This window comes from Asanoa hainanensis, from assembly GCF_900188485.1.
Classification (GTDB): domain Bacteria; phylum Actinomycetota; class Actinomycetes; order Mycobacteriales; family Micromonosporaceae; genus Asanoa; species Asanoa hainanensis.
Genome location: NZ_FZPH01000004.1, coordinates 135,908 through 156,475, shown reverse-complemented (window position 1 = coordinate 156,475; position 20,568 = coordinate 135,908). Strand labels below are relative to the sequence as shown.

Sequence of the window (20,568 nt, the reverse complement as noted above, 5' to 3'; positions counted from 1 at the left end):
CGTCAGGCCGGCAGCACCCGTACCTCGGCGGCCGGGATGCCTTTGGTCCACCAGTGGCGGTAGCGGCGGTAGACGGTCGGGTCGCGGTCCGCGAGGAAGGCCGACAACGCACCCGCCTCGGCCGCCAGCCCCGCCCAAGCGTCCTCGGACAGCGGATGGAAGGCGGACGCCTCGATGCCGGTGCCGTCCTCGGCAGGTCGCCAGACGCCCGCGACGTAGCCGTCGACCAACAGCGTCGGCAGCACGTCGCCGTTGCGCCGCACCACGAGTGGGCGGTAGTCGGCCGGAATCACCCGGGTGCGGTCGGCGTACGCCAGCAGGACGTTGTCCCACATCCCCAGCAACCGCGGCGGCGCCGGGGTGTCCTCGGGTGGCAGCGTCAAGCCGGCCACGTCGAGCAGGCCGTCGTGGACCGTCAGCTCGGAGCCCAGGGCCGCGACGGCCGCCTTGACCCGGGCGCTGTTGAGCCGGGTGAACGCCATGAGGTCCGATGTGGAGGCCGGACCGAAGGCGGCCAGGTAGCGCCGCACCAGGAGGCGCACCGAGTCCTCGTGGTCGGCCACGGCGGGCGCCGTCACGAACGCGGCCGGGTGCCGGAACGACCAGGGACCCCCGGTCGGCCGGTAGTGCAGCGGCGCGAACGTGCGCAGCGCCCACCACATCTGGCCCGGGTCGGCGACCCGCCCCGCCAGCATCTCCTGGATCTCCGCGCCGGATCGGGGCTCGGTCGCGAACGCGGCCAGGTGGTCGAGCGCCGCCAGCGCCTCCGCGTCGGTCAGCGAGCTCTCCAACCAGCGGTAGTCGGCCAGCCGCGACGCCCGCAGCAACGGCGTCATCGCGGCATGCAGAGCGGCCCAGTCGCCGCCGTGCACGGCGTGCAGCGTGACCCGCATCAGGCTGGAGCGCACGAGCCTACCGTCGGCGAACGCCCGGTCGACCTCGGCGGCGTCCAGCCCGGCCACCCGGTTCCACAACGCCACATAGGGCGACGCCGGCTCCTGCGCCTGCACCGCCAACAACAGCCGCACCGCCTCCGCCACCGACACGGACCGCCGCTCCAGCAGTAGCTGCCGGTCGAGAGTCGCGCGATTGAGCTGGCGCGCCGTGGTCGTCATCCGACGATTGAACCCTGCGGTCGAACCAGAGAGCTCCTCCGACCCCGGTAGACGTTGAGCAGGACGTGCGCGAGCGCCACCGCGATCAGGGCGGCCAGGCCCGCGGCCGGACCGGCTGGGCCGACGACGGCGATGACGACCAGGATGGCGACCAGCCCGGTGCGCTCGACGAGCAGCGAGTCCGCGAGCGGCACCCGCCCCAGGAGCGTGAGCAGGTTCAGGCCCAGCAGATACAGCGCCAGCCCGCTCGCGGCGACGACCCGGGCCGGACCGGCCGCCACGCCGGCGGCCTCCAACACGGCGAGCTGCGCACCGACACCGATGCCGACCACGCCGAGCACGATCGGGAAGTGGCCGTAGGCGTACACGAGCGCGGCGTTCCACCCGGCGTCCGACGACCGCAGGCCGCCGGCCCGCAGTTCGCGCGCCCGTCTGTCGAAGTATCCCCACCACACCGCACACGCCAGCACCGCCGTGCAGATCAAGGTCACCACCGGCTGGAAATTCCAACGGCGCACCGCGTCCGCGGCAAGGCCGCCGGTAGTGATGATCGACTCGCCGAGCACGATGATGAAGAACGCGGCGAACCTGTCGACGAGGTGGTCGGCGTCGACGGGGAGCAGGCCGACCCGCCGTTCGATCAGCACCGAGGTCGCGAGGTCGACGCCGACCGCCACCGCCCAGACCGCCAGGCGGATCCCCGGCGGCAGCGGCGTCCCAGCGGCCCAGAGCAGCACCGCCAGGCCGAAGCCGAGGGCGTACCCGCCGGCCTGCCCGCGGGCGCGCGGCTCCGATCGGCGGGCGCGCATGTAGAGGCCGATCAGGATCAGCCGGATGAAGACGTACGCCAGCCCGAGCACGACCACGCCCGGGCCGGGCACCCGGGTCAGGCTGAGGCCGAGCGTGCCCATGCCGATCGCGGCGGCGAGGACCGACACCCGGTGGATCGCGTCGTCGACGGTGTAGCGGTTGTCGTAGAAGGTGAAACCGATCCAGGCCCACCACAACGGCACGAACACCAGCACGAGTAAGCCCGCGCCGTGCCAGGTCGGGTCGAGCCGCAGCAGCCGGGCGGCCTGCGACACCGCGACGGCGACGACCAGGTCGAAGAAGAGCTCGAGGTTGGCGGACCGCCGGGCCGGGTCGCCGAACAGCACCGGGCCTCTCAGCACGACCTCCCGGCGACGGCGTCAGGTCATTCGTCGTTGTCCGCAAGCCTAGGTGCGCGGGCCAGGTATACGACGTCGGGCTCGCCGTGGGTGACCTCGGTCAGTAGGGTCTCGACCGGGCCGATCGTGGTCGTCAGGCGGGCCAGGTAGGCGGCCGACGCGTTGGCGCTCCAGACCGCCAGCACGCCGCCCGGGTGCAGGTGGGCGCGTAGCAGCGACGTGCCCGCGTCGTCGTACAGCGCGGCGTTTTCGCCGAAGACCGTCCAGTCCGGACCGTTGTCGACGTCGAGGCAGATGGCGTCGAACAGCTCGTCGGTGGTGGCCAGCCACCGGCCCAGGTCGGCCGTGACCACCCGCACCCGCGGGTCGTCGAGCGCTCCGCCGCTGAACGCCTTCAGGTGCGACGCGTGCCAGGCGACCACGGCCGGCTCGATCTCGACGACCACGATCTCCGCCGGTGTCTGCGAGGCGACCGCCTCGGCCAGCGAGAAGCCCACGCCGAGGCCGCCGATCAAGAGGCGGGCGCCGGGCGCGGTGGCGGACAGCGCGGCCTGGACCAGCGTGCGCTCCGAAGCGCCCGAGCGGGTGTCCATCAGGAACACACCGTTGCTGATCAGCTCGTAGTCGGCGCCGTCGCGGCGGAGGACCAGCTCACCCCGGTCGGTGACGACGCGCTCGACGGTTTCCATCAGCCCAGAGACTACTGACCACCGTGGACGCGGGCCAGGTCATTTGGGCGGCGCCACCGCGCTGTCGCGGACGATGAGCTCCGTGGCCAGCTCGACCCGTGGGCTCTCGATCTGCTCGCCGCGGGCCAGCCGCAGCACCGTGCGGGCGGCCAGCAGGCCCATCTCGGCCAGCGGCTGGCGGACCGTGGTCAGCGGCGGCGAGCACCAGCGCACCTCGGGGAGGTCGTCGAAGCCGACCACGCTGATGTCGTCGGGCACCCGCAGTTGGCGTTGCCGCACCGCCTCGTAGACGCCGAGCGCCATCTGGTCGCTGGAGGCGAAGATCGCGGTCGGCGGGTCGGGCAGCGCGAGCAGTTCGGTGCCGCCCGCGAAGCCGGCCTCGTGGTAGAAGTTGCCCGGCCGGATCAGCCCGTCGTCGATCGCGATGCCGGCCGACTCGAGCGCCGCCCGGTAGCCGTCGAGCCGGGCCCGGCTGCACATCAGCTGCGGCGGCCCGCCGATGAAGCCGATCCGCCGGTGCCCGAGGCCGATCAGGTATTCGGTGGCGTGCAGGCTGCCGACCCAGTTGGTGGCGCCGATCGTGGGCGCCTCCTGCGGCGGCACGCCGGCCGGGTCGACGATCACCACCGGGATGTTGAGCCGGCGCAGCTCGCTCTGCAGCGGGGGCTCCAACGTGGAGGTCACGAAGATGACGCCCTCGGTGGACCGGGTGCGGATGTTGTCGAGCCACTGCTTGGCCGACGACGTGCGGCGGTGGATGGCGGACACGACCGTGCCGACGCCGGAGGCGTGCGCGACGTCCTCGACGCCACGGATGATCTCGACCGCCCACGGGCTGTCGATGTCGTTGAAGACCAGGTCGACCAGCCCCGAGTTGGCCCGCATGCTGGGCGGTCGGCGCCGGTAGCCGTGCTGGCTGAGCAGGTCCTCGACCCGCTTGCGGGTGTTCGGCGAGACGTCGGCGCGACCGTTCAGGACGCGGGACACGGTCGGCACCGACACGCCGGCCAGGCGCGCGATCGCCGCGATCGTCACGGTCCTCTTGTCACCCGCGGCAGTGCCACCAGACACGGATCGCCCTTTCGTCATGGGTGGAGCCTACGGACGTCGATCAGTCCGTCAACCCGCCGAAACTTCCAGGTCGATTTCCGGTACGTCGGCGACGTTACGACGGCCGCAACTGCCGGTCAAGGAACTGTCGGATCTCGATATAAGCCGTTACCGTGTTCGGGACGCTCGCCGATCCCGCGGGCGAGCGGCTTCCGGAAGTCGCCGGAAGCGGACCCGAAGGGGAGCTGCCCATGTCGACCGAGACCGCAGCCACCGCCACCACCGCCCGGTCGATCCAGAACCCGGTCCTACGCGGCTTCAACCCGGACCCGTCCGTGTTGCGGGTGGGCGCCGACTACTACCTGGCGACCTCGACCTTCGAGTGGTACCCCGGGGTCCGCCTCCACCACTCCCGCGACCTCGTGCACTGGCGCCCGATCGGCGGCGTCATCACCGACACGCGCCTGCTCGACCTGCGCGGCAGCGGCGACTCCAACGGGGTGTGGGCGCCGGACCTGACCTATCACGACGGTCGCTTCCACCTGGTCTACAGCGACGTGGCCAGCTTCGCGAGCGGCTACTGGGACCCGCTGAACTTCCACACGAGCGCGCCGTCGATCGACGGGCCCTGGGACGACCCGGTGCGGCTGCACGGCCACGGCTTCGACGCGTCCCTGTTCCACGACGAGGACGGCAGCACCTGGCTGCTCAACCTGAGCGCCGACTGGCGGCCCGGCCGCGAGCGCTTCGCCGGCATCGAGATCCAGCGGTACGACCTGGCGAAGCGCGAGCTCGTCGGCCCGAGCCGGATCATCTTCACCGGCACCGCCGCCGGACTGACCGAGGGACCGCACCTCTACCGCCACGAGGGCTGGTACTGGCTGGTCACCGCGGAGGGCGGGACGAGCTGGGAGCACCAGGCCACGGTGGCCCGGTCCCGGGAGCTGTTCGGCCCCTACGAGCCGGACCCGAACGGACCCCTGCTCACCTCGTACGGCCGCCCCGACCTCCGGCTGCAGAAGGCGGGCCACGGCAGCCTCGTCGAGGTGCCGGGCGACGGCTGGTACTTCGCGCACCTCGCGGCCCGGCCGGACACCCCGCTGGGCAACTGCGTGCTCGGCCGGGAAACGGCGATCCAGCGGGTCGACTGGGCACCCGGCGGCTGGCCACGGATCCTGGGCGGCGTCCCGGCCGACGAGGTCGCCGCACCTGCCCTGCCGGCGCACCCCTGGCCCGACGAGCCGGCCACCGACCACTTCACCGGGCCCCGGCTCGCGCCGTGGTGGTCGACGCTGCGCCGCCCGGCCACACCGGACTGGGTCGACCTGACCACCCGACCGGCCCACCTGCGGCTGCACGGCGGCCAATCGCCGGTCGGCCGGCGGGCGCCGAGCCTCGTCGCCCGCCGGGTCGGCTCCCTGCACTGTGAACTGTCCACCGTGGTCGAGTTCGATCCGCGCGACCATCGCCAACTCGCCGGCATCACCGCCTACTACAACTCGCTCAACTGGCACTTCCTCTACCTGACCCGCGCCGACGACGGCCAGGTGGTGCTGGAGCTGCTCAGCAGCGACCAGGGCCGGCGCACCGCGCACCCGGAGCTCACCGTCGAACGCGGCGCGGACACCCGGGTCCGGCTGCGCGCCGCGTTCGACGGCGCGGTCGTGCGGTTCGGCTACGACCTCGGCGCCGGCTGGCACGACCTGCCGGTCGCGCTCGACGCCACGATCCTCTCCGACGAGCACGCCGCGCTGGTGGTCGACGGCGAGCCGGCCGCGTGGGGCTTCACGGGTGCCTTCCTCGGCCTGTGGGTGCAGGACCTGGGTGCCGACGGCGCTTACGCGGACTTCGCCGAGGCCACGTACACGGAGGCCTGACCCGAAACTTCCGGCGGTCCCGCGGCGCCGGAACCGCGTGCTCTCGTCCGAATTCCGGAACTCTTTTCGATTGACGGGGAGCGATCTCGGCGGATACGTTTCCGGAAAGTTACGGAACTCGATCCGCAACTATCGGCGTCGCTCGCGATCGGCATCCCCGGTCATCCCGAGAGGAGCGCATATGAAGCTGAATCGATGGTTAGCCACCGGCATGGTGGTCGCGGCAGCCGCCGTCGCGGGCGCCGCACCCGCCACGGCGAGCCACCCGGTCGACCCGACCCAGCAGAGCCTCGGCCAACTGGGCCTGCGGCACGACCTCTACATCGGCACCGCTGTCGACATGGCCGCCCTGGCCGACCCGGCCGACCCGCAATACCGGGCCACCGTCTCCACGGAGTTCTCCTCGGTCACCGCGGAGAACGTGATGAAGTGGGAGACCCTCGAGCCCACCCGCGGCACGTACAACTTCGGTCCGGCCGACGAGCTGATCGCCTTCGCGAAGCGCAACAACCAGAAGGTCCGCGGCCACGTGCTGGTCTGGCAGAACCAGTTGCCGGCCTGGCTCACCACGGGCGTCAACAACGGCACGATCGGCAAGGACGAGCTGCGCGACATCCTGCGCAACCACATCACCACCGTCGTCAAGCACTTCAAGGGAAAGATCTGGCAGTGGGACGTCGTCAACGAGGCGGTCAGCGACCCCTGGGACAGCCCGCCGACGTTGCACTACAAGGGTTTCTGGGCGCAGCACCTGGGTCCCGGCTACATCGCCGACGCGTTCCGCTGGGCCCGCGCCGCCGACCCGAAGGCGCTGCTGTTCTACAACGACTACAACATCGAGGCGTTCGGCTCGGGCGACCCGGCCAACGACAAGACCCAGTTCGTGTACGACCTGGCCAAGGCACTGCTGCGCGACCGGGTGCCGATCGACGGCATCGGGAGCCAGGGCCACCTCGGCACGCAGTACGGCAACTACGACACCCTCCAGGTCGCCGCCGCGCTGAAGAAGTTCGCCGGGCTCGGTCTGGCCACGGCCTTCACCGAGGTCGACGTGCGCAGTGTCATGACCCCGGGCGTGCAGGCCGGCGACTCCGGCGAGATCAACCCGCGCCTCCAGGCGTCGGCCGCCAACTACAGCGTGCTGCTGCAGGCCTGCCTGGCCGATCGCCACTGCCTCTCGTACACCGTCTGGGGCTTCACCGACAAGCACTCGTGGGTGCCCGGCTGGTTCACGAACCCGCCGGAGGGCCTCGCCACGATCATGGACGAGAACTACCAACCCAAGCGGGCGTACAACCTGATGAAGGCCGACCTGATCCACAGTGGTCCGCCGTACGTGCTCCCGCGCGTGCCCCAAAAGCCCCGGCGCTGACGCGCGGGCGGTGAGAAGGCGGAAGGGACCCTATCGGCCAGGGCCCCTTCCGCCCACCGTCGGATAGACCCGCCGCGCGTTCTCGGTGGTCCGCCGGACCAGGTCGGGCTCGGCCGCCGCCCGGAACAGCTCCGCACCGAGGAAGTGCAGCTCCGGCAGGGCGTACCCGTCGGAGGAATAGAGGAACTTGCCGTACGGGCACAGCTCCAGCGCCTCGGCCAGCACCGCGGCCGCCCGCTCGCCGACGTTGTGCGTGGCCAGCCCGAGGTCCATGTGGACGGTCGGGAACACCTGGGCCAGATAGGCGGCGTTCCGGTGGTACGGGTAGCAGTGCAGCAGCAGCACCGGCACCTCGGTCGACTCGGCCGCCCGCAGCCACGGCGCCAGCAGCAGCGGGTCACCGAGACGCAGGTCGGTGTCGCGGTCGCCGAGTCCGGTGTGGAACTGCAGCGGCAGCCCGGTGTCCAGCGCCGCGAAGGCCAGGAACCGGTGCAGCACCTCGTCGGCGACCCGCCCCGCACCGTCGGCCAGCCAACGTCCCGCGGCCTCGCGGACCTCCGCCTCGCTCGGGCGCTCGTCGCGTAGCGCCAGGCCGACCCGGTAGGCGGCCACCGACTTGAACGCCACGGTGTCCGGCCGTCCCGCCGCCGCGGCGAGCGCCTCGTGCACCGCGCCCGCGAACCCCGTCGCGGTGCCCACCTCGAGCTCCTCCGCGACCGCTTCGAGGCGGACCACCTCGTGCGGCGCCGCGTCCGCCGCCGCGCCGAGCTCGGCCGGCGTGGTGAGCGGTTCGGGGAGGAAACCGGTGTCCACGAGCACGGCCGAAAGGCCGGCGGCCCGCAGCAGCCGCCGCGCGACCTCCTCGTGCCCGAGTTCCGAGCGCCGGGCCAGGTAGTCGTCGGAGGTGGCGCTGGACGCCAGGTCGAGCACGGGGAAGCAATGCCGGCGCAGCGCGTCGCCGAGCGCCGAGTCGAACAGCGTCGTGCCGGGTGCGGGCCGGTCGGCCTCGCTCAGCCGGCTCTCGAACTCGGCCCGGTCGAGATCGCGCCGCACGACGCCGTGGCAATGATGGTCCACCAGCAGGTCCATCGTCATAACCTAGGTCCGTGGACGCCATGCAGCGGGATCGACGTGCCGCGCAGGCTCGGGTCGCCGCCGACCGGCTGGCCGCCGACGGCATCGACGGGGTCGCGCTGACCTGGGTGGACACCAGCGGCGTCACGCGGGTCAAGGCGGTGCCGGCGGCCCGGCTGCCCCACGTGGCCGCCTGGGGCGCGGGCGCCGCACCGGTCTTCGACACCTTCCTCGTCGACGACGGCTCGGTGCGCGGCCGCTTCGCCGGCGGCCCGGTCGGCGACCTGCGGCTGCACCCCGACCTCGACCGGCTCGTGCCGCTGGCCGCCTCGCCGGGCTGGGCCTGGGCGCCGGGCGAGCGGCTCGACCAAGGCGGCGAGCCGCACCCGCTGGACGGCCGCTGGCTGCTGCGGCGCGAGGTCGACCGGCTCGCGGCGGCCGGGCTGACGGTCATTGCCGGCTTCGAGGTCGAGTGGTGCGCGTCGCGGGGGAGTGGCGACGAGTTCGTTCCGGCCACCACCGGTCCGGCGTACGGGATGATCCGGCTCGTCGAGCTCGCGCCGTACCTGCGCGCGGTCCTCACGGCGCTGGCCGCGCAGGGGGTCACGGTCGAGCAGATCCATCCCGAGTACGCGCACGGCCAGTTCGAGGTCGCGCTCGCGCCGGAGGACCCGGTGGCCGCCGCCGACACGGTGGTGCTCGTGCAGGAGACGATCCGCGCGGTCAGCTCCGCGCACGGCCTGCGCCCGTCGTTCGCACCCGTGGTCAGCGCCGGGAAGGTCGGCAACGGTCGGCACGCGCACCTGAGCGTGCTGCGCGACGGGGTGAGCGCGATGACCGGCGGGGCCGGCCAGTTCGGCCTCGACCGCGCCGGTGAGGGCTTCGCCGCCGGCATCCTGTCGCGGCTGCCGGCGCTGCTCGCGCTCGGTGCCCCGTCGGTGGCGTCCTACCTGCGGCTGGTGCCCGAGCGCTGGGCCGGCGCGTACGCCTGCTGGGGTCTGGAGAACCGCGAGGCGGCGCTGCGGATGATCGCGGGACCGAACGCCAACCTCGAAGTCAAGTGCGTCGACGCGGCGGCGAACCCGCACCTGCTGCTGGCCGGTCTGCTCGCGGCCGGCCGCGCGGGCGTCTCGTCGAACGCGCGGTTGCCGGAGCCGGTTCCGGTCGACCCCCACGACGTGGGCGGCATCGAGCGGCTGCCGGCGTCACTGACCGCGGCGGTGGCCGCGTTCGAGGCGGACGAGGTGCTGGCCGAGGCGCTCGGCGCGGCGCTGGTCGACACGGTCGCGGCCGTCCGGCACGGCGAGATCACCCTATTCGAGGGCGCCGACGACGAGACGGTGGTGGCGGCTACCCGCTGGCGCTATTGACTCCCCGCAGCAGCAGGTCGATGAGCCGGCTGGCCAGCTCGCGCTGCTGCTCCGCGCCGGCGATCAGGGTGATCCCGCCGAGGGAGAGCAGCACGTCGTACGGGTCGACGCCGGATCGCACCACGCCGGCGGCCTCGCCCGCGTCTAGCAGGGTGGCCAGGGCGGCGCTTAGCTCGGCCCGGGTCTGCCACCGGTCGTCGGGGGAGAGCAGCAGCGCCTCGGCGATGCCGCGCTTCGCGGCCATGAAGTCGACGAACCGCTCCATCCAGGCGGTCAGCGCGACTGCCGGTGGCTCGACTGCGAGCAGGTCCGGCGCGGCGGCGCAGAGCCGCTCGACCTCGTTGCGGTAGACGGCCTCGATCAGCGCCTCGCGGGTGGGGAAGCGGCGGTAGAGGGTGCCGATGCCGACCCCGGCCGCGCGGGCGATCGCCTTCAACGAGGCGTCCGTGCCCTCGCGGGCGAACGCGTCCGCCGCGACGGCGAGCAGGCGGTCGTGGTTGGCGCGCGCGTCGGCCCGCAATGCCTTGTCTCCCTGCTCCCTGTGACGTGGATCGCTGGCTAAGCGGAGCCGGGTCCGCTTATGGTTCGGCTTAGCGGAGTCGGCTCCGTTTAGAGTCTAGCCCCTGGGAGGGACCATGATCACCACCCCGTTCGGCGCCACCTCGACGGCAGCCGAGGTGCTCTCCGGCGTCGACCTGACCGGGCGGCGCGCGGTCGTCACGGGCGGGTCGTCGGGCATCGGTGCGGCGACCGTCCGGGCGTTGGCCGGCGCCGGTGCGGAGGTGACGATGGCCGTCCGCGACGTCGCCGCCGGCGCGCGGGTCGCGGCGACCGTGGCCGGACGGCGGCCCGCAGTCGCACCGCTCGAGCTCGCCGACCCGGCGTCGGTGGCGGCGTTCGTGGCGGCCTGGTCCGGTCCGCTGGACATCCTGGTCAACAACGCCGGGATCATGGCTACGCCGCTGACGCGCACGGCACGGGGCTGGGAGCTCCAGTTCGCGACCAACCACCTCGGCCACTTCGCGCTCGCGGTCGGGCTGCGGGCGGCCCTCGCCGCCGCCTCCGGGGGCGCCCGGATCGTGTCGGTGAGCTCGGTCGGGCACGTCAACGCCGGAGTCGACTTCGCCGACATCAACCTTCTCCGCCGGCCGTACGACCCGTGGGTGGCCTATGGGCAGTCGAAGACGGCGAACATCCTCTTCGCGGTCGAGGCGGCGCGGCGCTGGGCGGCCGACGGGATCACCGCGAACGCGCTGAACCCCGGCCGGATCACCGGGACGAACCTCAGCCGGCACATCGGCGAGATCAGCAACGCACCGGCGTCGTTCGAGCCGGGCAGCACCGACGTGTCGTGGAAGGACGTCGAGCAGGGCGCGGCGACCTCGGTGCTGCTGGCGGGCTCACCGCTGGTCGCCGGCGTCACCGGCCGCTACTTCGAGGACTGCGCGGAGGCGGCACCTCACCGGCCGGGCGTGCGGCGCGGGGTGGCCGCGTACGCGCTGGATCCCGAGGCGGCGTCGCGGCTCTGGGAGTTGTCCGCCTAGAACCCGCTCGCGTACAGCGGAGCCGGGCTGCTGTCCCACATCGGCATCGTCCAAGTCAGGCCGGCGTCGCGGGCGGCGCGGCGCACCTCGTCGAGGAAGACGGTGACCCGTCCGGCGATCCACTCGAGGTCGGCCGGGCCGAGCAGCGCCACCGCGCCGACGCGGGTCTCGGCCAGCACGCACGGGCGGCCGTCGCGGGCGACATGGCGGATCGACTCACCGGTGCGGTCGAGGTGGGTGAGGACGACCGGGACGATGAGCTCCGTCACCATCGCCGTCCAGTGTGGATTGGCCAGCAGGCCGTGGTGGGTCAGCGCGCGCAACGGGCAACCGTCGCCGACCACCCGGGCGGCGAGGAGACCCGCACCACCCCGTACCCCGGCATCGAACCGGTAGACACAGGTGAGCTGGCGGATCCGGGTCGCGCGACGCTCTTCCATGATCTTCCCCTTCGGGACGGGGGTCCTGCCGCGTCGGGCCGGGCACCGTCTCCGGTGCCCGGCCCTGCCGCAGCGGTAGTGCTCGTGGTACTAGCGGGTGACGACGATCCGGACCGAGTCGAACGCGGGGATCTGGTTGGCCCGCACCATCATCGGGATGCGGTGCGAACCGTCACCGGCCCACGCGGCGCACTGGGCGACACCGGTCGCCGCCAGACCAGGCACGGTCACGGTCACGGTGTCGGGGGTAGCGCCGCCGCCGCCGTCCTCGACCGCCTTGAAGAAGGCGGGTACCAGCGCGGGGTCCTGGGCGTTGCGACCGCTGAGCAGGCGGCAGGCGAGGTGGAAGTGACCGCGCTGGAGACCTTCCTCCGTCAGGCGCGAGCTCTCCTTGTAGTAGCCACCCGCGGCAGCCGGCAGGAAACGGTCACGGACGAGGTTGCGGGTGCTCACCTGGATGTCGAACGGCTGGTTGAGGCGGGCCCGGGCGGGCGCCCGGCTGATCAGCAGCGTCGGGTTGTTCTCGACGGCGCCGACCTCACCGAACTGGGTCGTGGCGCAGCGCGGGCCGGCCTGGAAGCCGTCGTGCTCCTGGAGCTGCGTGCCCTCGCAGGTGTTGCCCAGCGTCTCGGGCAGCGTGGGCGGCGCGGCGGGCGAGGTGGGGCTGGTGGTCGGGCCACCGCTGGTGCCGTCGCTCGGCGAGGTCGTGCTGCCGGGGTTCGAACCACCGTTGTTGTCGCCACCGCCGTTGTCGCCGGTGCCGCCGTTGTTGCCACCGCCGGTGGAGCTGGTCGGCGTGGTGGTCGGACGGCAGTTCCTGTTGCTGTCGTTGTGCCGGCGGCGCTGCTCGGCCTGTGCCTGCGCGGCGGCCGAAGCCGTCGCCTTGGCCTCCGCGGCGGCCTCGGGGTCGGGCGCGGGGGCGTCGCCCGTCGTGCCGTCACCAGCCGCACCCGCCACCTCGCCAGCCGGAGCATCGGCCGGCGGCGTCGCGTTCGGGTCCTGGTCGTTGGTGTGATCGTGCGCGGCGGCGGCCGCCGCCGGCTGACACCACGGCAGGTTGTTGCCGCTGTTGTGACCCCGGCGGCTGCCCGCTAGCGACACCTGCGTGACAGCCACGAGGCCCGCGAAGACCGCCAGCGTCGCGAACACGGCGATGAACCGCCGGTTCTTGCGGGGGGCCTGCCTACTTCTGGTCATTACGTGTCACCTTCCATTGGACACACACCGTTGCGGTTTGTTGGTGTTTGTGGTGTTACCGGGGACGCGTTACGCGGATCATGGTGATGAGGCCTGCGACCAGCGCGGCTCCCAAGACCAGCCAGATCACTGTCGGGCTGACGCCGCTCTTGATGTATCCGGCGGCGGGAACGGGGCCGTCGGCCGGCTCGGGGGGAAGTGGCAGGTGCTGCCAGTCGACCAGAGAGGTGCTTTCCAGCAGCGTGAGGTGGGTACCGACGAACTGGTTCGACTGCTGGGCCAGTTCACGGACGAGGTCGTTGCGGGTGCCGGCGCGGACGAAGGCGATAGCGGAGAAGACCTTGCCGTGGGCAGCGCGCAGCCGGTCGACAAAGATCTGGTCGAACTCGTCGCCCTCCGCGTCGCGCATCTCCTGCAGCCAGTACTGCTGGTCCGCGTTGGGTTCGTTCGGGAGCTCGATGCCCAAGCGCTTGGCTGCCAGGACGTCCAGCTTGTCGAGGACGGCGTGCTGCTCGGCGATCATCTTGCCGATCTCTTTGACGCGTGGGTTCTTGCCCTTCTCCACGGCCATCCCGCCGGCAGGCTGTTCCCACAGGCCAGCGAGCCGCACCTTGACCACCAGGTCGACATCAGAGGGACCAATCGGACCGTATTTGCCGTTCTCGGCGATCGCGACGTCCGGCGGCACGGGAATCGGGAACTCCTCCGGCCCGGGGGACGGTGCGAGATAACGCAGCTTGCTGGTGTCCTGCAGCGCATTCATCGCGGCCAGGTGCGCGGCGTTGTTCTTGTTCCAGGTGGCCTGGTTCATCGCCGCCATGTGCTCGGTGTGGCTCATCCCTGCCATGTGGCCGGGGTGGGTCATCGCGCCGCCACCGACCGCCGCCGCCGGGGCACGGTAGTGATCGTTGGCGAGGGCCGCGGACGTCGGCACCAGCGCCACCAAGGACGCCACCGCGATCGCTCGCGCTCCCAACCCGACCAGCTGCCGTACTTCCACTTTCACTCCTCCGGGGATGGCGGCCTGGGCCGCACCTCGACACGCAGAGAGACGATAAACGTCTGTCAATTAGAGAAGGCTTAAGTGAAGGAAGGCCTAGGCAACGCCTAAAGCAAATTTATAGTTCGCGAACCGACCGTCCGGTGACCGTTCCTGTGCGTGTTGGCCCGCGAAAACTCACCCCGAAACGGGCGACGGCACCAGATTGACAATTCGTCGTGCCGCACCATACTTGCGTTGTCCCCACATCCCCTCACGAACATGGGAGGAACCGCCGTGCGCAACGCACAGGAGAGCGTGCACATCGTCGCGGCCACAGTTGGGTTCGTGTCGCTCTTCCTGCTCTGGCTGGCGGTCCTCTGGGGACTCATGCTCCGCAACGGTTGGGCCCAGAGCCGGATCAAGCACGCCACTGTGTACGGAATCCACCAGACCATCGCGCTGCTCGGCCTCACGCTCGGCGTGGTGCACGGGTTCACGCAGCTCGCCGGCCCCATGGGCACGGTCAGGCTGATCGACGTGATCGTGCCGTTCACCAACCCGTACGACCCGATCGGCATCGGCGTCGGTGTGATCTCGCTCGAGCTCTTCGTGGCCTGCACCCTCTCGGTGCTGATCCAGAAGAAGATCGGCTACACCCGCTGGCGGGCGTTCCACGCGTTCAACTACGTCGCGTACATGCTGCTGGTCGGGCACGTCCTGATGTCCGGCTCCGAGATGGCCACGGGTGTCCGCTGGGGAGCCGTCCTCGGCTCCTTCGTGATCACCCTGCTGCTGTGGGGCACGACAACGCCCTGGTACCTCGGGTGGCGCCAGGAACGCGCCACCCGCCGCAACGGCAACGCCGGCGTCGGCGACGAGCTGCTGGTCAATGTGGACGGCAACCGCTGCGCCCGGTTCGGGTTCTGCGAGCACGAGGCGCCCAAGGTGTTCGCCCTGCGCGGTGACGGACGCCTGGCCTACAAGGCGACCGTCCCGCCCGACCTGGCGAATGACGTGATCAGAGCCGTGGAGGTGTGTCCGGCCCGAGCGATCCAGCTCAACCGGACCGCGACCACGGTGGTTACCCAGAAGAAGACTGAGCCGGCCGAGGAACCACTCACCGGCCCCACACGGATTCCGGCGGGCTCGGGCGCCGGACCACGTCGACGTAGCAGGGGAGACCGATGACGCGGCGGAACAGGCGCGCGGACTACGGCCGAATTCTGATCGTCGGAACGGGACGCGCTGGCGTCGCCGCGGCCGAAGAGCTGCGGCGCCAGGGATACCCGGGCGAGATCGCGATGGTCGGTGCGGAGAAGGAAGGCCCATACGACCGTCCGTCGTGCTCCAAGGGCATCCTGACCGGCCACAAGCGCCCGCAGGACACCCGGATGCCGTTCCACGACGAAGACCTGACCTGGTATCTCGGTCGGAAAGCCGTGGACCTCGATCCGGACAACCGCCGGGTGGAGACCGACACCGGCGAGTCCTTCGCGTACGACGGTCTGGTCATCGCCACGGGTTCGTCACCGACGATGCCGAAGTGGGCCGCCGAGCCGGGTGTGCACCTCCTGCACAACCTGGAGCACGCCTGGTCGCTGCGCCGCGCGCTGCGTGACGCCGAGCGCGTCATCATCGTGGGCGGTGGCATCACCGGCAGCGAGGTCGCCTCCGCGGTGCGCTCGATGGCTCGTAATTGTGTCGTCATCGACTCTAAGCCGCAGGTCATGGTCCGCGCGCTCGGCGAAGAGGTCGGCAACCACGTCACCGATGTCATGCGCGGCGAGGGCGTCGACTTCCGCCTGGGCCACCGGGTGGCGACCGCCAACCGCTTCCGCGACGGCTGGATGGTGCAGCTCGACGACGGCGAGAACCTGGTGGGCGACGTGGTCGTCGCGACGACGGGCGGTCGCCCGGACACCGCGTGGCTGTCGAACTCAGGGATCGACGCGTCCAAGGGTGTCGTCTGCGACGAGAGCCTACGGGTAGTCGGCCTGGAAGATGTCGTCGCTTGTGGAGCGGTCGCGACCTGGCCGAACTTGCGGTACGGGCCGCAGCTCCGCAAGGCCGAGCACTGGATCAGCTCCCTGGAGCAGGGCCGCGGTGCCGCGCGCACGCTCCTCGCCGAAGACGGCGACCCGGGCCCGGTCACGGTCATCCCGCGCTTCTGGACCGAGCAGTGGGGCTTGCGCATCCAGGTCTGCGGCGAGCTCGTGCCGGACGGCGAGGTCTCGATCAGCGAGATGAAGCGCCACCGCCGCGACACGGCCCGCGCCGGCGTGGTGGTCGGCTACCACCGCGACGACCGCCTGGTCGGTCTCGTCTCGGTCAACGCCGCGCACGCGTTCACGTCGCTGGCCCGCGCGATGATCGCGACGCCGCTGCCGACCCTGCAGGCAACCCCGATGCCGCTGCAGACCGACCGCCCGCTCAACACCGAAATCGCGGAGCCGGCCCGCCGCCGCCTCGCATCGGTGGCCTGATCCGCGACAATATGAATTGCTGATACTACAGTCGGTCACTTAAGAGAAAAATAAGCAAGAAAAAGGTTGGCCGGAGCGTTTAGCTCCGGCCAACCTCGCATTTCGCCGCACCCGACGCGCCCCAAGAATGCGGAAGCGGGGAGTCGTTAGTGCGTTTCCCCTGCTCGCGCCGGGTGGCCGGGAAACGGTGAGCGATTTGGTCGCGAGGGGCCCCATCGCCTACCGCGGGCGCGGTGGGCGCGGTCGCGCGGCGCGGTGGCGCGGTAGGCACAGGCGGAAGTGCGCGCGGTAGGAGCGGTGACCGGGGTCGTGCGGCGGGTGCGCGGTAAGCGCGCGGCCGCGCGCCCGAGGCGGAAGCGCCCGGTAGGCGCGGTGACCGCGCCGCCGCCTCGCGCGACCGCACCGCACGACCGCCGTGCCTACCGCGCCCCGCGCGCGCGCACCGCGCGACCGCGCTTACCGCGCCCGCGCCTACCGCCTACGCCCGCCCACCGCTTCCGCGCCGCGCCGCGTGGCCGCACCGCACCGCGCGACCGCCCTGCCTACCGCGCGCACGCGCGCGCACCGCGCGACCGCGCTTACCACGCCCGCCGCGCGACCGCGCGCTTCCGCCTGGGGCGCGCCCACCGCGCGCGACCAGGCCCACCGCGCGACCGCGCCTACCGCCTAGGCCCGCCCACCGCTACCGCACCGCATCGCGCGGCCGCACCGCACGACCGCTCCGCACGACCGCTCCGCGCCGGACCGCACGACCGCACCGCGCGGCCGCGCCCACCGCTACCGCACCGCACCGCGCGGCCGCACCGCACCGCGCGGCCGCACCGCACCGCGCGGCCGCACCGCACCGCGCGGCCGCACCGCACCGCGCGGCCGCACCGCACCGCACGACCGCGGCGCGCCGCGCCGCGCCGCGCGACCGCCGTGCCTACCGCGCCCACGCGCGCGCATCGCGCGACCGCGCTTGCCACGCCCGCCGCGCGACCGCGCGCTTCCGCCTGGGGCGCGCCCACCGCGCGACCGCGCCTACCGCCTAGGCCCGCCCACCGCTACCGCACCGCGCCGCACGACCGCTCCGCGCCGCACGACCGCTCCGCGCCGCACGACCGCTCCGCGCCGCACGACCGCTCTGCGCGACCGCCGCGCCCACCGCCTAGGCCCGCCCACGCGCGACCGCGCCCACGCGGCGGCGCGTCAGGCTGGGGTTGGTAGGGCTTCTTCCAGGAGGGTGGCCACTCGGGCGGTGTCGCCGGCTGTGTGGGCCGCCAGGAGGTCGGCGAAGCGGTCCGCCGGCATGATGGGGACGCCGAGGTCTTCGGCCTTGGCCGCCTTGGAGCCTGCGCCGTCGCCGACGACTACCAGGTCGGTGCGTTTCGAGACTGAGCCTGATGACTTGCCGCCGAGGCGTTCGACTGCCTCGTTGCCCTCGTCGCGGGTCAGGCCCGGCACCGAGCCCGTTACCACCACGGTCATCGGGGCGCCGTCGGGCTTGCGGAACGGGGCCGCGGCGGCGGTCGCGGTGTCGTCGTCGCCTGCGGCGGCCGCGGCCGCCGCAGGGTCGACCGGCTCGGTCATGTTGATGCCGCGGGCCGCGAGCTTGTCGATGACCGGGCGTAGCTCCACCAGCTCGGCCGCGATCGTGACCGCTCGCTCCGGGCCCACGCCCTCGACCGTTTGGAGGTCTTCGATCGTCGCGGCCAGGAGCGCGTCCATCGTCACGAAGTGGCGGGCCAAGCGGCGGGACATCGAGCGGCCCGTCATTCGCAGGCCCAGGCCCGTCAGCACCCGCGAGAACGGCTGGGCCTTGGAGCCCTGGATGCTCGCGACCAGCTTGCCCGCTGAGACGTCGCCCATGCGGTCGAGGGGCTTGAGTGTCGCCACGTCGAGGTCGTAGAGGTCGGCCGGGTCGGTGACCAGGCCCGCGCGGACCAGCAGGTCGATGATTTTGTCGCCCAGGCCTTCGATGTCCATCGAGGTGCGGGCCGTGTAGTAGGCCAGCGACTCGTGCGCGCCGCAGGCCCGGCCGCGGGTGCAGCGCCAGCGCTTCTGGGAGCGGTCGATCTCGCCGCCGCAGCGCGGGCATTCCGTCGGCGGGGTGAAGGGCTCCGAGGACTCCGGGCGTTCGTCGAGCTTGGCGCCCGTCACCTCGGGAATGACGTCGCCCGCGCGGCGGACGAAGACCGTGTCGCCGGCGCGGACGTTGCGGCGGGTCAGGTCGTCGAAGTTGTGCAGCGTCGCCGACGTGACGGTGACGCCGCTGATCTGCACCGGCTCGAGGACCGCGACCGGGGTGATCACGCCCGTGCGGCCGACCTGGACCTCGATGCGCAGCAGCGTCGTGGTGCGGGTGTCGGCCGGGAACTTGTAGGCGATGCCCCACCGCGGCGCCCGGCTGGACGAACCGGCGTCGTCACGGTCGGCGGCGGCGTCGGCCTTGACCACCGCGCCGTCGACGCCGAACCCCAAGGTGAGCCGGGCCGCATCCAGGTGCGAGATCGCGGCGACCACCTCGGCGATCGTCGCGCACATCGGCATGCCTGCGGCGGACCCCGCCGTCGTGGCCACGCCCAGCGACGCGACATAGCCCATCGCGCCGGCGTGCGACAGGTGGGCGGCCGGGTCGAGACCGTGCACCGCGTAGGCGAAGAACGACAGCGGCGCCGAATAGGCCCGGTCGACCGCGCGCAGGGTGCCGGCGGCCGCGCTGCGCGGGTGGGCGAACGGGGGCTCGCCGTGGCCGGTGCGTAGCTCGTTGGCCAGCGCGAAGTCGGCCTCGGTCATGAAGACCTCGCCGCGGATCTCCAGCGTGACCGGCTCGGCCAACCGGTGCGGCAGGCCGACCGCCCGCCGCGCCTGGCCCGTGACGTCTTCGCCGGCGCGCCCGTCACCTCGGGTGATCACCTGGGTGAGGTCGCCGTCGGCGTAGCGCGCCGAGATGGCCAGCCCGTCGATCTTCGGCTCGACCGTGTAGCCCGCCGCCGGCCGGCCGAGGATGCGGTCGAGCCGAGCCGCCCACTTGGTCAGCCCGTCGGCGTCGAAGACGTTGTCGAGGCTCAGCATCGGCGTGGTGTGCGGCACGTCGCCGACCACACCACCGCCGGCGCCGACGGTCTCCGTCGGCGACTCCGCCACCGTCCACTCAGGACTCGCCGCCTCGGTCGCCGCGACCCGGGCGATCAGGGCGTCGTAGGTGGCGTCGTCCATCGCCAGGGTCGAACCCGAGTAGTAGTCGCGAGCGGCCGCGCGGATCTGCTCGACCGCGGCCACGTAGTCGGCGCGCGAGTCGAAGGCCGCGGCGTGCGCGGGATCGACGGTCGTGGACATCTTGCCCCCCATGAGCAGCATCGGACGAACAACCAGACACTAGCGGGCGGGTACGACAAGACCGCGTCACCCAGCGGCGGCCCGGCGGGCGGCATACGCGCGCAGGGCCCGCAGAAAATCGATCTTGCGGAACCCCGGCCAGTAGACGTCACAGAAATACAGCGACGAGAACGCCGACTGCCACAGCAGGAACCCCGACAGCCGCTGCTCGCCGCTGGTCCGGATGACCAGGTCAGGGTCCGGCAATCCGCGAGTGTCGAGATGCACGTCGATGTCAGATGGCGCGAAACGCGAGGCCAGATCGTGCGGAGATTCGCCGGACGCCGCCGCCGCCACCAGACCCCGCCGGACGGCCTCGACCACCTCCGACCGACCGTCGTAGCCGATGGCCACCGTCAGCGTCCAAGGCCGATCCCGGGTCACCAAAGACGCCTCCGCGAGCGCCTGCCGGGTCGACGAAGGCAGCAGGTCGACCTGCCCCGCGACCCGCACCTGCCACGGACTCGACGGCCGCGCCAGCCGCTCCCGGCACGCGTCCTCGATCAGCCTCATCAGGTGGTCGACCTCGCCCGCCGCGCGCTTGCGCAGGTTGTCGGCCGAGGCGGCATAGACCGTCACACAGCCGATCCCGAGCTCGCCACACCACCCGAGCACCCGGTCGAGGTGCTCCGCGCCGTGCCGGTGTCCGGCGCTCGGCGAGTCGTACCCCATCGAGGTCGCCCATCGCCGATTGCCGTCCGTGACGATCGCGACGTGCCGGGGCACCGAGGTCAACGTGCGCCGAAGCCGGCGCGCGTAGGCACGCTCGACGAGCGCTCTGGGCGACATGATCATGCCCGATCAAACCACGAAGCCCACCGGAAGAGGGGAAAATCAACACCGGAG

The 20,568-nt window shown here is 72.2% G+C and carries 17 protein-coding genes; 6 read left to right on the top strand and 11 right to left on the bottom strand.

Features of this window, described 5'->3' with window-relative positions:
* Positions 1–2 precede the first annotated feature (2 nt).
* From CHC05_RS11765 to CHC05_RS11750, 4 genes are read right to left on the bottom strand one after another with little or no spacing between them, the layout of a single operon-like run.
* Positions 3–1,115 carry a winged helix DNA-binding domain-containing protein gene (locus CHC05_RS11765; protein WP_089247833.1) on the bottom strand — a complete coding sequence of 371 codons (1,113 nt, stop codon included), beginning with the start codon at positions 1,113–1,115 and terminating at the stop codon, positions 3–5.
* Complete coding sequence (locus tag CHC05_RS11760) at positions 1,112–2,287, bottom strand: low temperature requirement protein A (protein WP_089247831.1); 1,176 nt, start codon at positions 2,285–2,287, stop codon at positions 1,112–1,114. The genes CHC05_RS11765 and CHC05_RS11760 overlap by 4 nt, the downstream gene beginning before the upstream one ends.
* A 23-nt stretch (positions 2,288–2,310) precedes the next feature.
* The gene (locus CHC05_RS11755) at positions 2,311–2,973 is read right to left on the bottom strand and encodes a spermine/spermidine synthase domain-containing protein (protein WP_089247829.1); all 663 of its coding nucleotides are present in this window, start codon (positions 2,971–2,973) and stop codon (positions 2,311–2,313) included.
* Between the two features lie 39 nt (positions 2,974–3,012).
* A complete protein-coding gene (locus CHC05_RS11750) occupies positions 3,013–4,062 on the bottom strand; it encodes a LacI family DNA-binding transcriptional regulator (protein WP_089247827.1) in 1,050 nt (349 codons plus the stop codon).
* 212 nt (positions 4,063–4,274) lie between these two features.
* Between CHC05_RS11750 and CHC05_RS11745 the strand changes: the two genes are divergently transcribed.
* Positions 4,275–5,900, top strand: coding sequence for a glycoside hydrolase family 43 protein (locus CHC05_RS11745; protein WP_089248587.1), 1,626 nt, complete (start codon positions 4,275–4,277; stop codon positions 5,898–5,900).
* Between the two features lie 181 nt (positions 5,901–6,081).
* Positions 6,082–7,272, top strand: coding sequence for an endo-1,4-beta-xylanase (locus CHC05_RS11740; RefSeq protein ID WP_089247825.1), 1,191 nt, complete (start codon positions 6,082–6,084; stop codon positions 7,270–7,272).
* 30 nt (positions 7,273–7,302) lie between these two features.
* Here CHC05_RS11740 and CHC05_RS11735 read toward each other — a convergent pair whose 3' ends face one another.
* Complete coding sequence (locus CHC05_RS11735) at positions 7,303–8,361, bottom strand: amidohydrolase family protein (RefSeq protein WP_218824517.1); 1,059 nt, start codon at positions 8,359–8,361, stop codon at positions 7,303–7,305.
* A gap of 26 nt (positions 8,362–8,387) precedes the next feature.
* On the opposite strand from CHC05_RS11735, the gene CHC05_RS11730 reads away from it, so the two are divergent.
* On the top strand, positions 8,388–9,716 hold the full coding sequence (locus tag CHC05_RS11730) for a type I glutamate--ammonia ligase (RefSeq protein ID WP_089248585.1): 1,329 nt from the start codon (positions 8,388–8,390) through the stop codon (positions 9,714–9,716).
* On the opposite strand, the gene CHC05_RS11725 is transcribed toward CHC05_RS11730, so the two are convergent.
* Positions 9,697–10,236, bottom strand: coding sequence for a TetR/AcrR family transcriptional regulator (locus CHC05_RS11725; RefSeq protein ID WP_245870784.1), 540 nt, complete (start codon positions 10,234–10,236; stop codon positions 9,697–9,699). The genes CHC05_RS11730 and CHC05_RS11725 overlap by 20 nt on opposite strands.
* Before the next feature lie 115 nt (positions 10,237–10,351).
* Between CHC05_RS11725 and CHC05_RS11720 the strand changes: the two genes are divergently transcribed.
* Positions 10,352–11,260 carry an SDR family NAD(P)-dependent oxidoreductase gene (locus CHC05_RS11720; protein ID WP_089247821.1) on the top strand — a complete coding sequence of 303 codons (909 nt, stop codon included), beginning with the start codon at positions 10,352–10,354 and terminating at the stop codon, positions 11,258–11,260.
* On the opposite strand, the gene CHC05_RS11715 is transcribed toward CHC05_RS11720, so the two are convergent.
* The 3 genes from CHC05_RS11715 to CHC05_RS11705 form a co-directional block, all read right to left on the bottom strand.
* Positions 11,257–11,700, bottom strand: a complete 444-nt coding sequence (locus CHC05_RS11715) for a hypothetical protein (protein WP_089247819.1) — start codon at positions 11,698–11,700, stop codon at positions 11,257–11,259. The genes CHC05_RS11720 and CHC05_RS11715 overlap by 4 nt on opposite strands.
* A 90-nt stretch (positions 11,701–11,790) precedes the next feature.
* Positions 11,791–12,897 carry a hypothetical protein gene (locus CHC05_RS11710; RefSeq protein WP_089247817.1) on the bottom strand — a complete coding sequence of 369 codons (1,107 nt, stop codon included), beginning with the start codon at positions 12,895–12,897 and terminating at the stop codon, positions 11,791–11,793.
* Positions 12,898–12,952: 55 nt separating this feature from the next.
* Entirely contained in the window at positions 12,953–13,897 is a 945-nt protein-coding gene (locus tag CHC05_RS11705; protein ID WP_245870783.1) for a DUF4142 domain-containing protein, read from the bottom strand.
* 276 nt (positions 13,898–14,173) lie between these two features.
* Between CHC05_RS11705 and CHC05_RS11700 the strand changes: the two genes are divergently transcribed.
* Together CHC05_RS11700 and CHC05_RS11695 are read left to right on the top strand one after the other, a co-directional pair.
* Complete coding sequence (locus CHC05_RS11700) at positions 14,174–15,067, top strand: ferredoxin (protein WP_179266142.1); 894 nt, start codon at positions 14,174–14,176, stop codon at positions 15,065–15,067.
* Positions 15,064–16,362 (top strand): NAD(P)/FAD-dependent oxidoreductase, encoded by a 1,299-nt coding sequence (locus tag CHC05_RS11695; protein ID WP_089247813.1) that lies wholly within the window; start codon positions 15,064–15,066, stop codon positions 16,360–16,362. Before CHC05_RS11700 ends, CHC05_RS11695 begins: the two co-directional genes overlap by 4 nt.
* Before the next feature lie 1,191 nt (positions 16,363–17,553).
* Here the strand turns inward: CHC05_RS11695 and ligA are convergent.
* Complete coding sequence (ligA, locus tag CHC05_RS11690; protein ID WP_245870782.1) at positions 17,554–19,683, bottom strand: NAD-dependent DNA ligase LigA; 2,130 nt, start codon at positions 19,681–19,683, stop codon at positions 17,554–17,556.
* A gap of 66 nt (positions 19,684–19,749) precedes the next feature.
* Entirely contained in the window at positions 19,750–20,511 is a 762-nt protein-coding gene (gene uppS, locus CHC05_RS11685) for a polyprenyl diphosphate synthase (protein WP_089248579.1), read from the bottom strand.
* Between the last annotated feature and the right edge of the window lie 57 nt (positions 20,512–20,568).

Coding starts and splice junctions, on each gene's coding strand:
- CHC05_RS11695 (WP_089247813.1), top strand. CDS start 15,064: ATGACGCGGCGGAACAGGCGCGCGGACTACGGCCGAATTCTGATCGTC.
- CHC05_RS11740 (WP_089247825.1), top strand. CDS start 6,082: ATGAAGCTGAATCGATGGTTAGCCACCGGCATGGTGGTCGCGGCAGCC.
- CHC05_RS11710 (WP_089247817.1), bottom strand. CDS start 12,897: ATGACCAGAAGTAGGCAGGCCCCCCGCAAGAACCGGCGGTTCATCGCC.
- CHC05_RS11755 (WP_089247829.1), bottom strand. CDS start 2,973: ATGGAAACCGTCGAGCGCGTCGTCACCGACCGGGGTGAGCTGGTCCTC.
- CHC05_RS11745 (WP_089248587.1), top strand. CDS start 4,275: ATGTCGACCGAGACCGCAGCCACCGCCACCACCGCCCGGTCGATCCAG.
- CHC05_RS11765 (WP_089247833.1), bottom strand. CDS start 1,115: ATGACGACCACGGCGCGCCAGCTCAATCGCGCGACTCTCGACCGGCAG.
- CHC05_RS11735 (WP_218824517.1), bottom strand. CDS start 8,361: ATGGACCTGCTGGTGGACCATCATTGCCACGGCGTCGTGCGGCGCGAT.
- uppS (WP_089248579.1), bottom strand. CDS start 20,511: ATGTCGCCCAGAGCGCTCGTCGAGCGTGCCTACGCGCGCCGGCTTCGG.
- CHC05_RS11715 (WP_089247819.1), bottom strand. CDS start 11,700: ATGGAAGAGCGTCGCGCGACCCGGATCCGCCAGCTCACCTGTGTCTAC.
- CHC05_RS11720 (WP_089247821.1), top strand. CDS start 10,352: ATGATCACCACCCCGTTCGGCGCCACCTCGACGGCAGCCGAGGTGCTC.
- ligA (WP_245870782.1), bottom strand. CDS start 19,683: ATGTCCACGACCGTCGATCCCGCGCACGCCGCGGCCTTCGACTCGCGC.
- CHC05_RS11730 (WP_089248585.1), top strand. CDS start 8,388: ATGCAGCGGGATCGACGTGCCGCGCAGGCTCGGGTCGCCGCCGACCGG.
- CHC05_RS11750 (WP_089247827.1), bottom strand. CDS start 4,062: ATGACGAAAGGGCGATCCGTGTCTGGTGGCACTGCCGCGGGTGACAAG.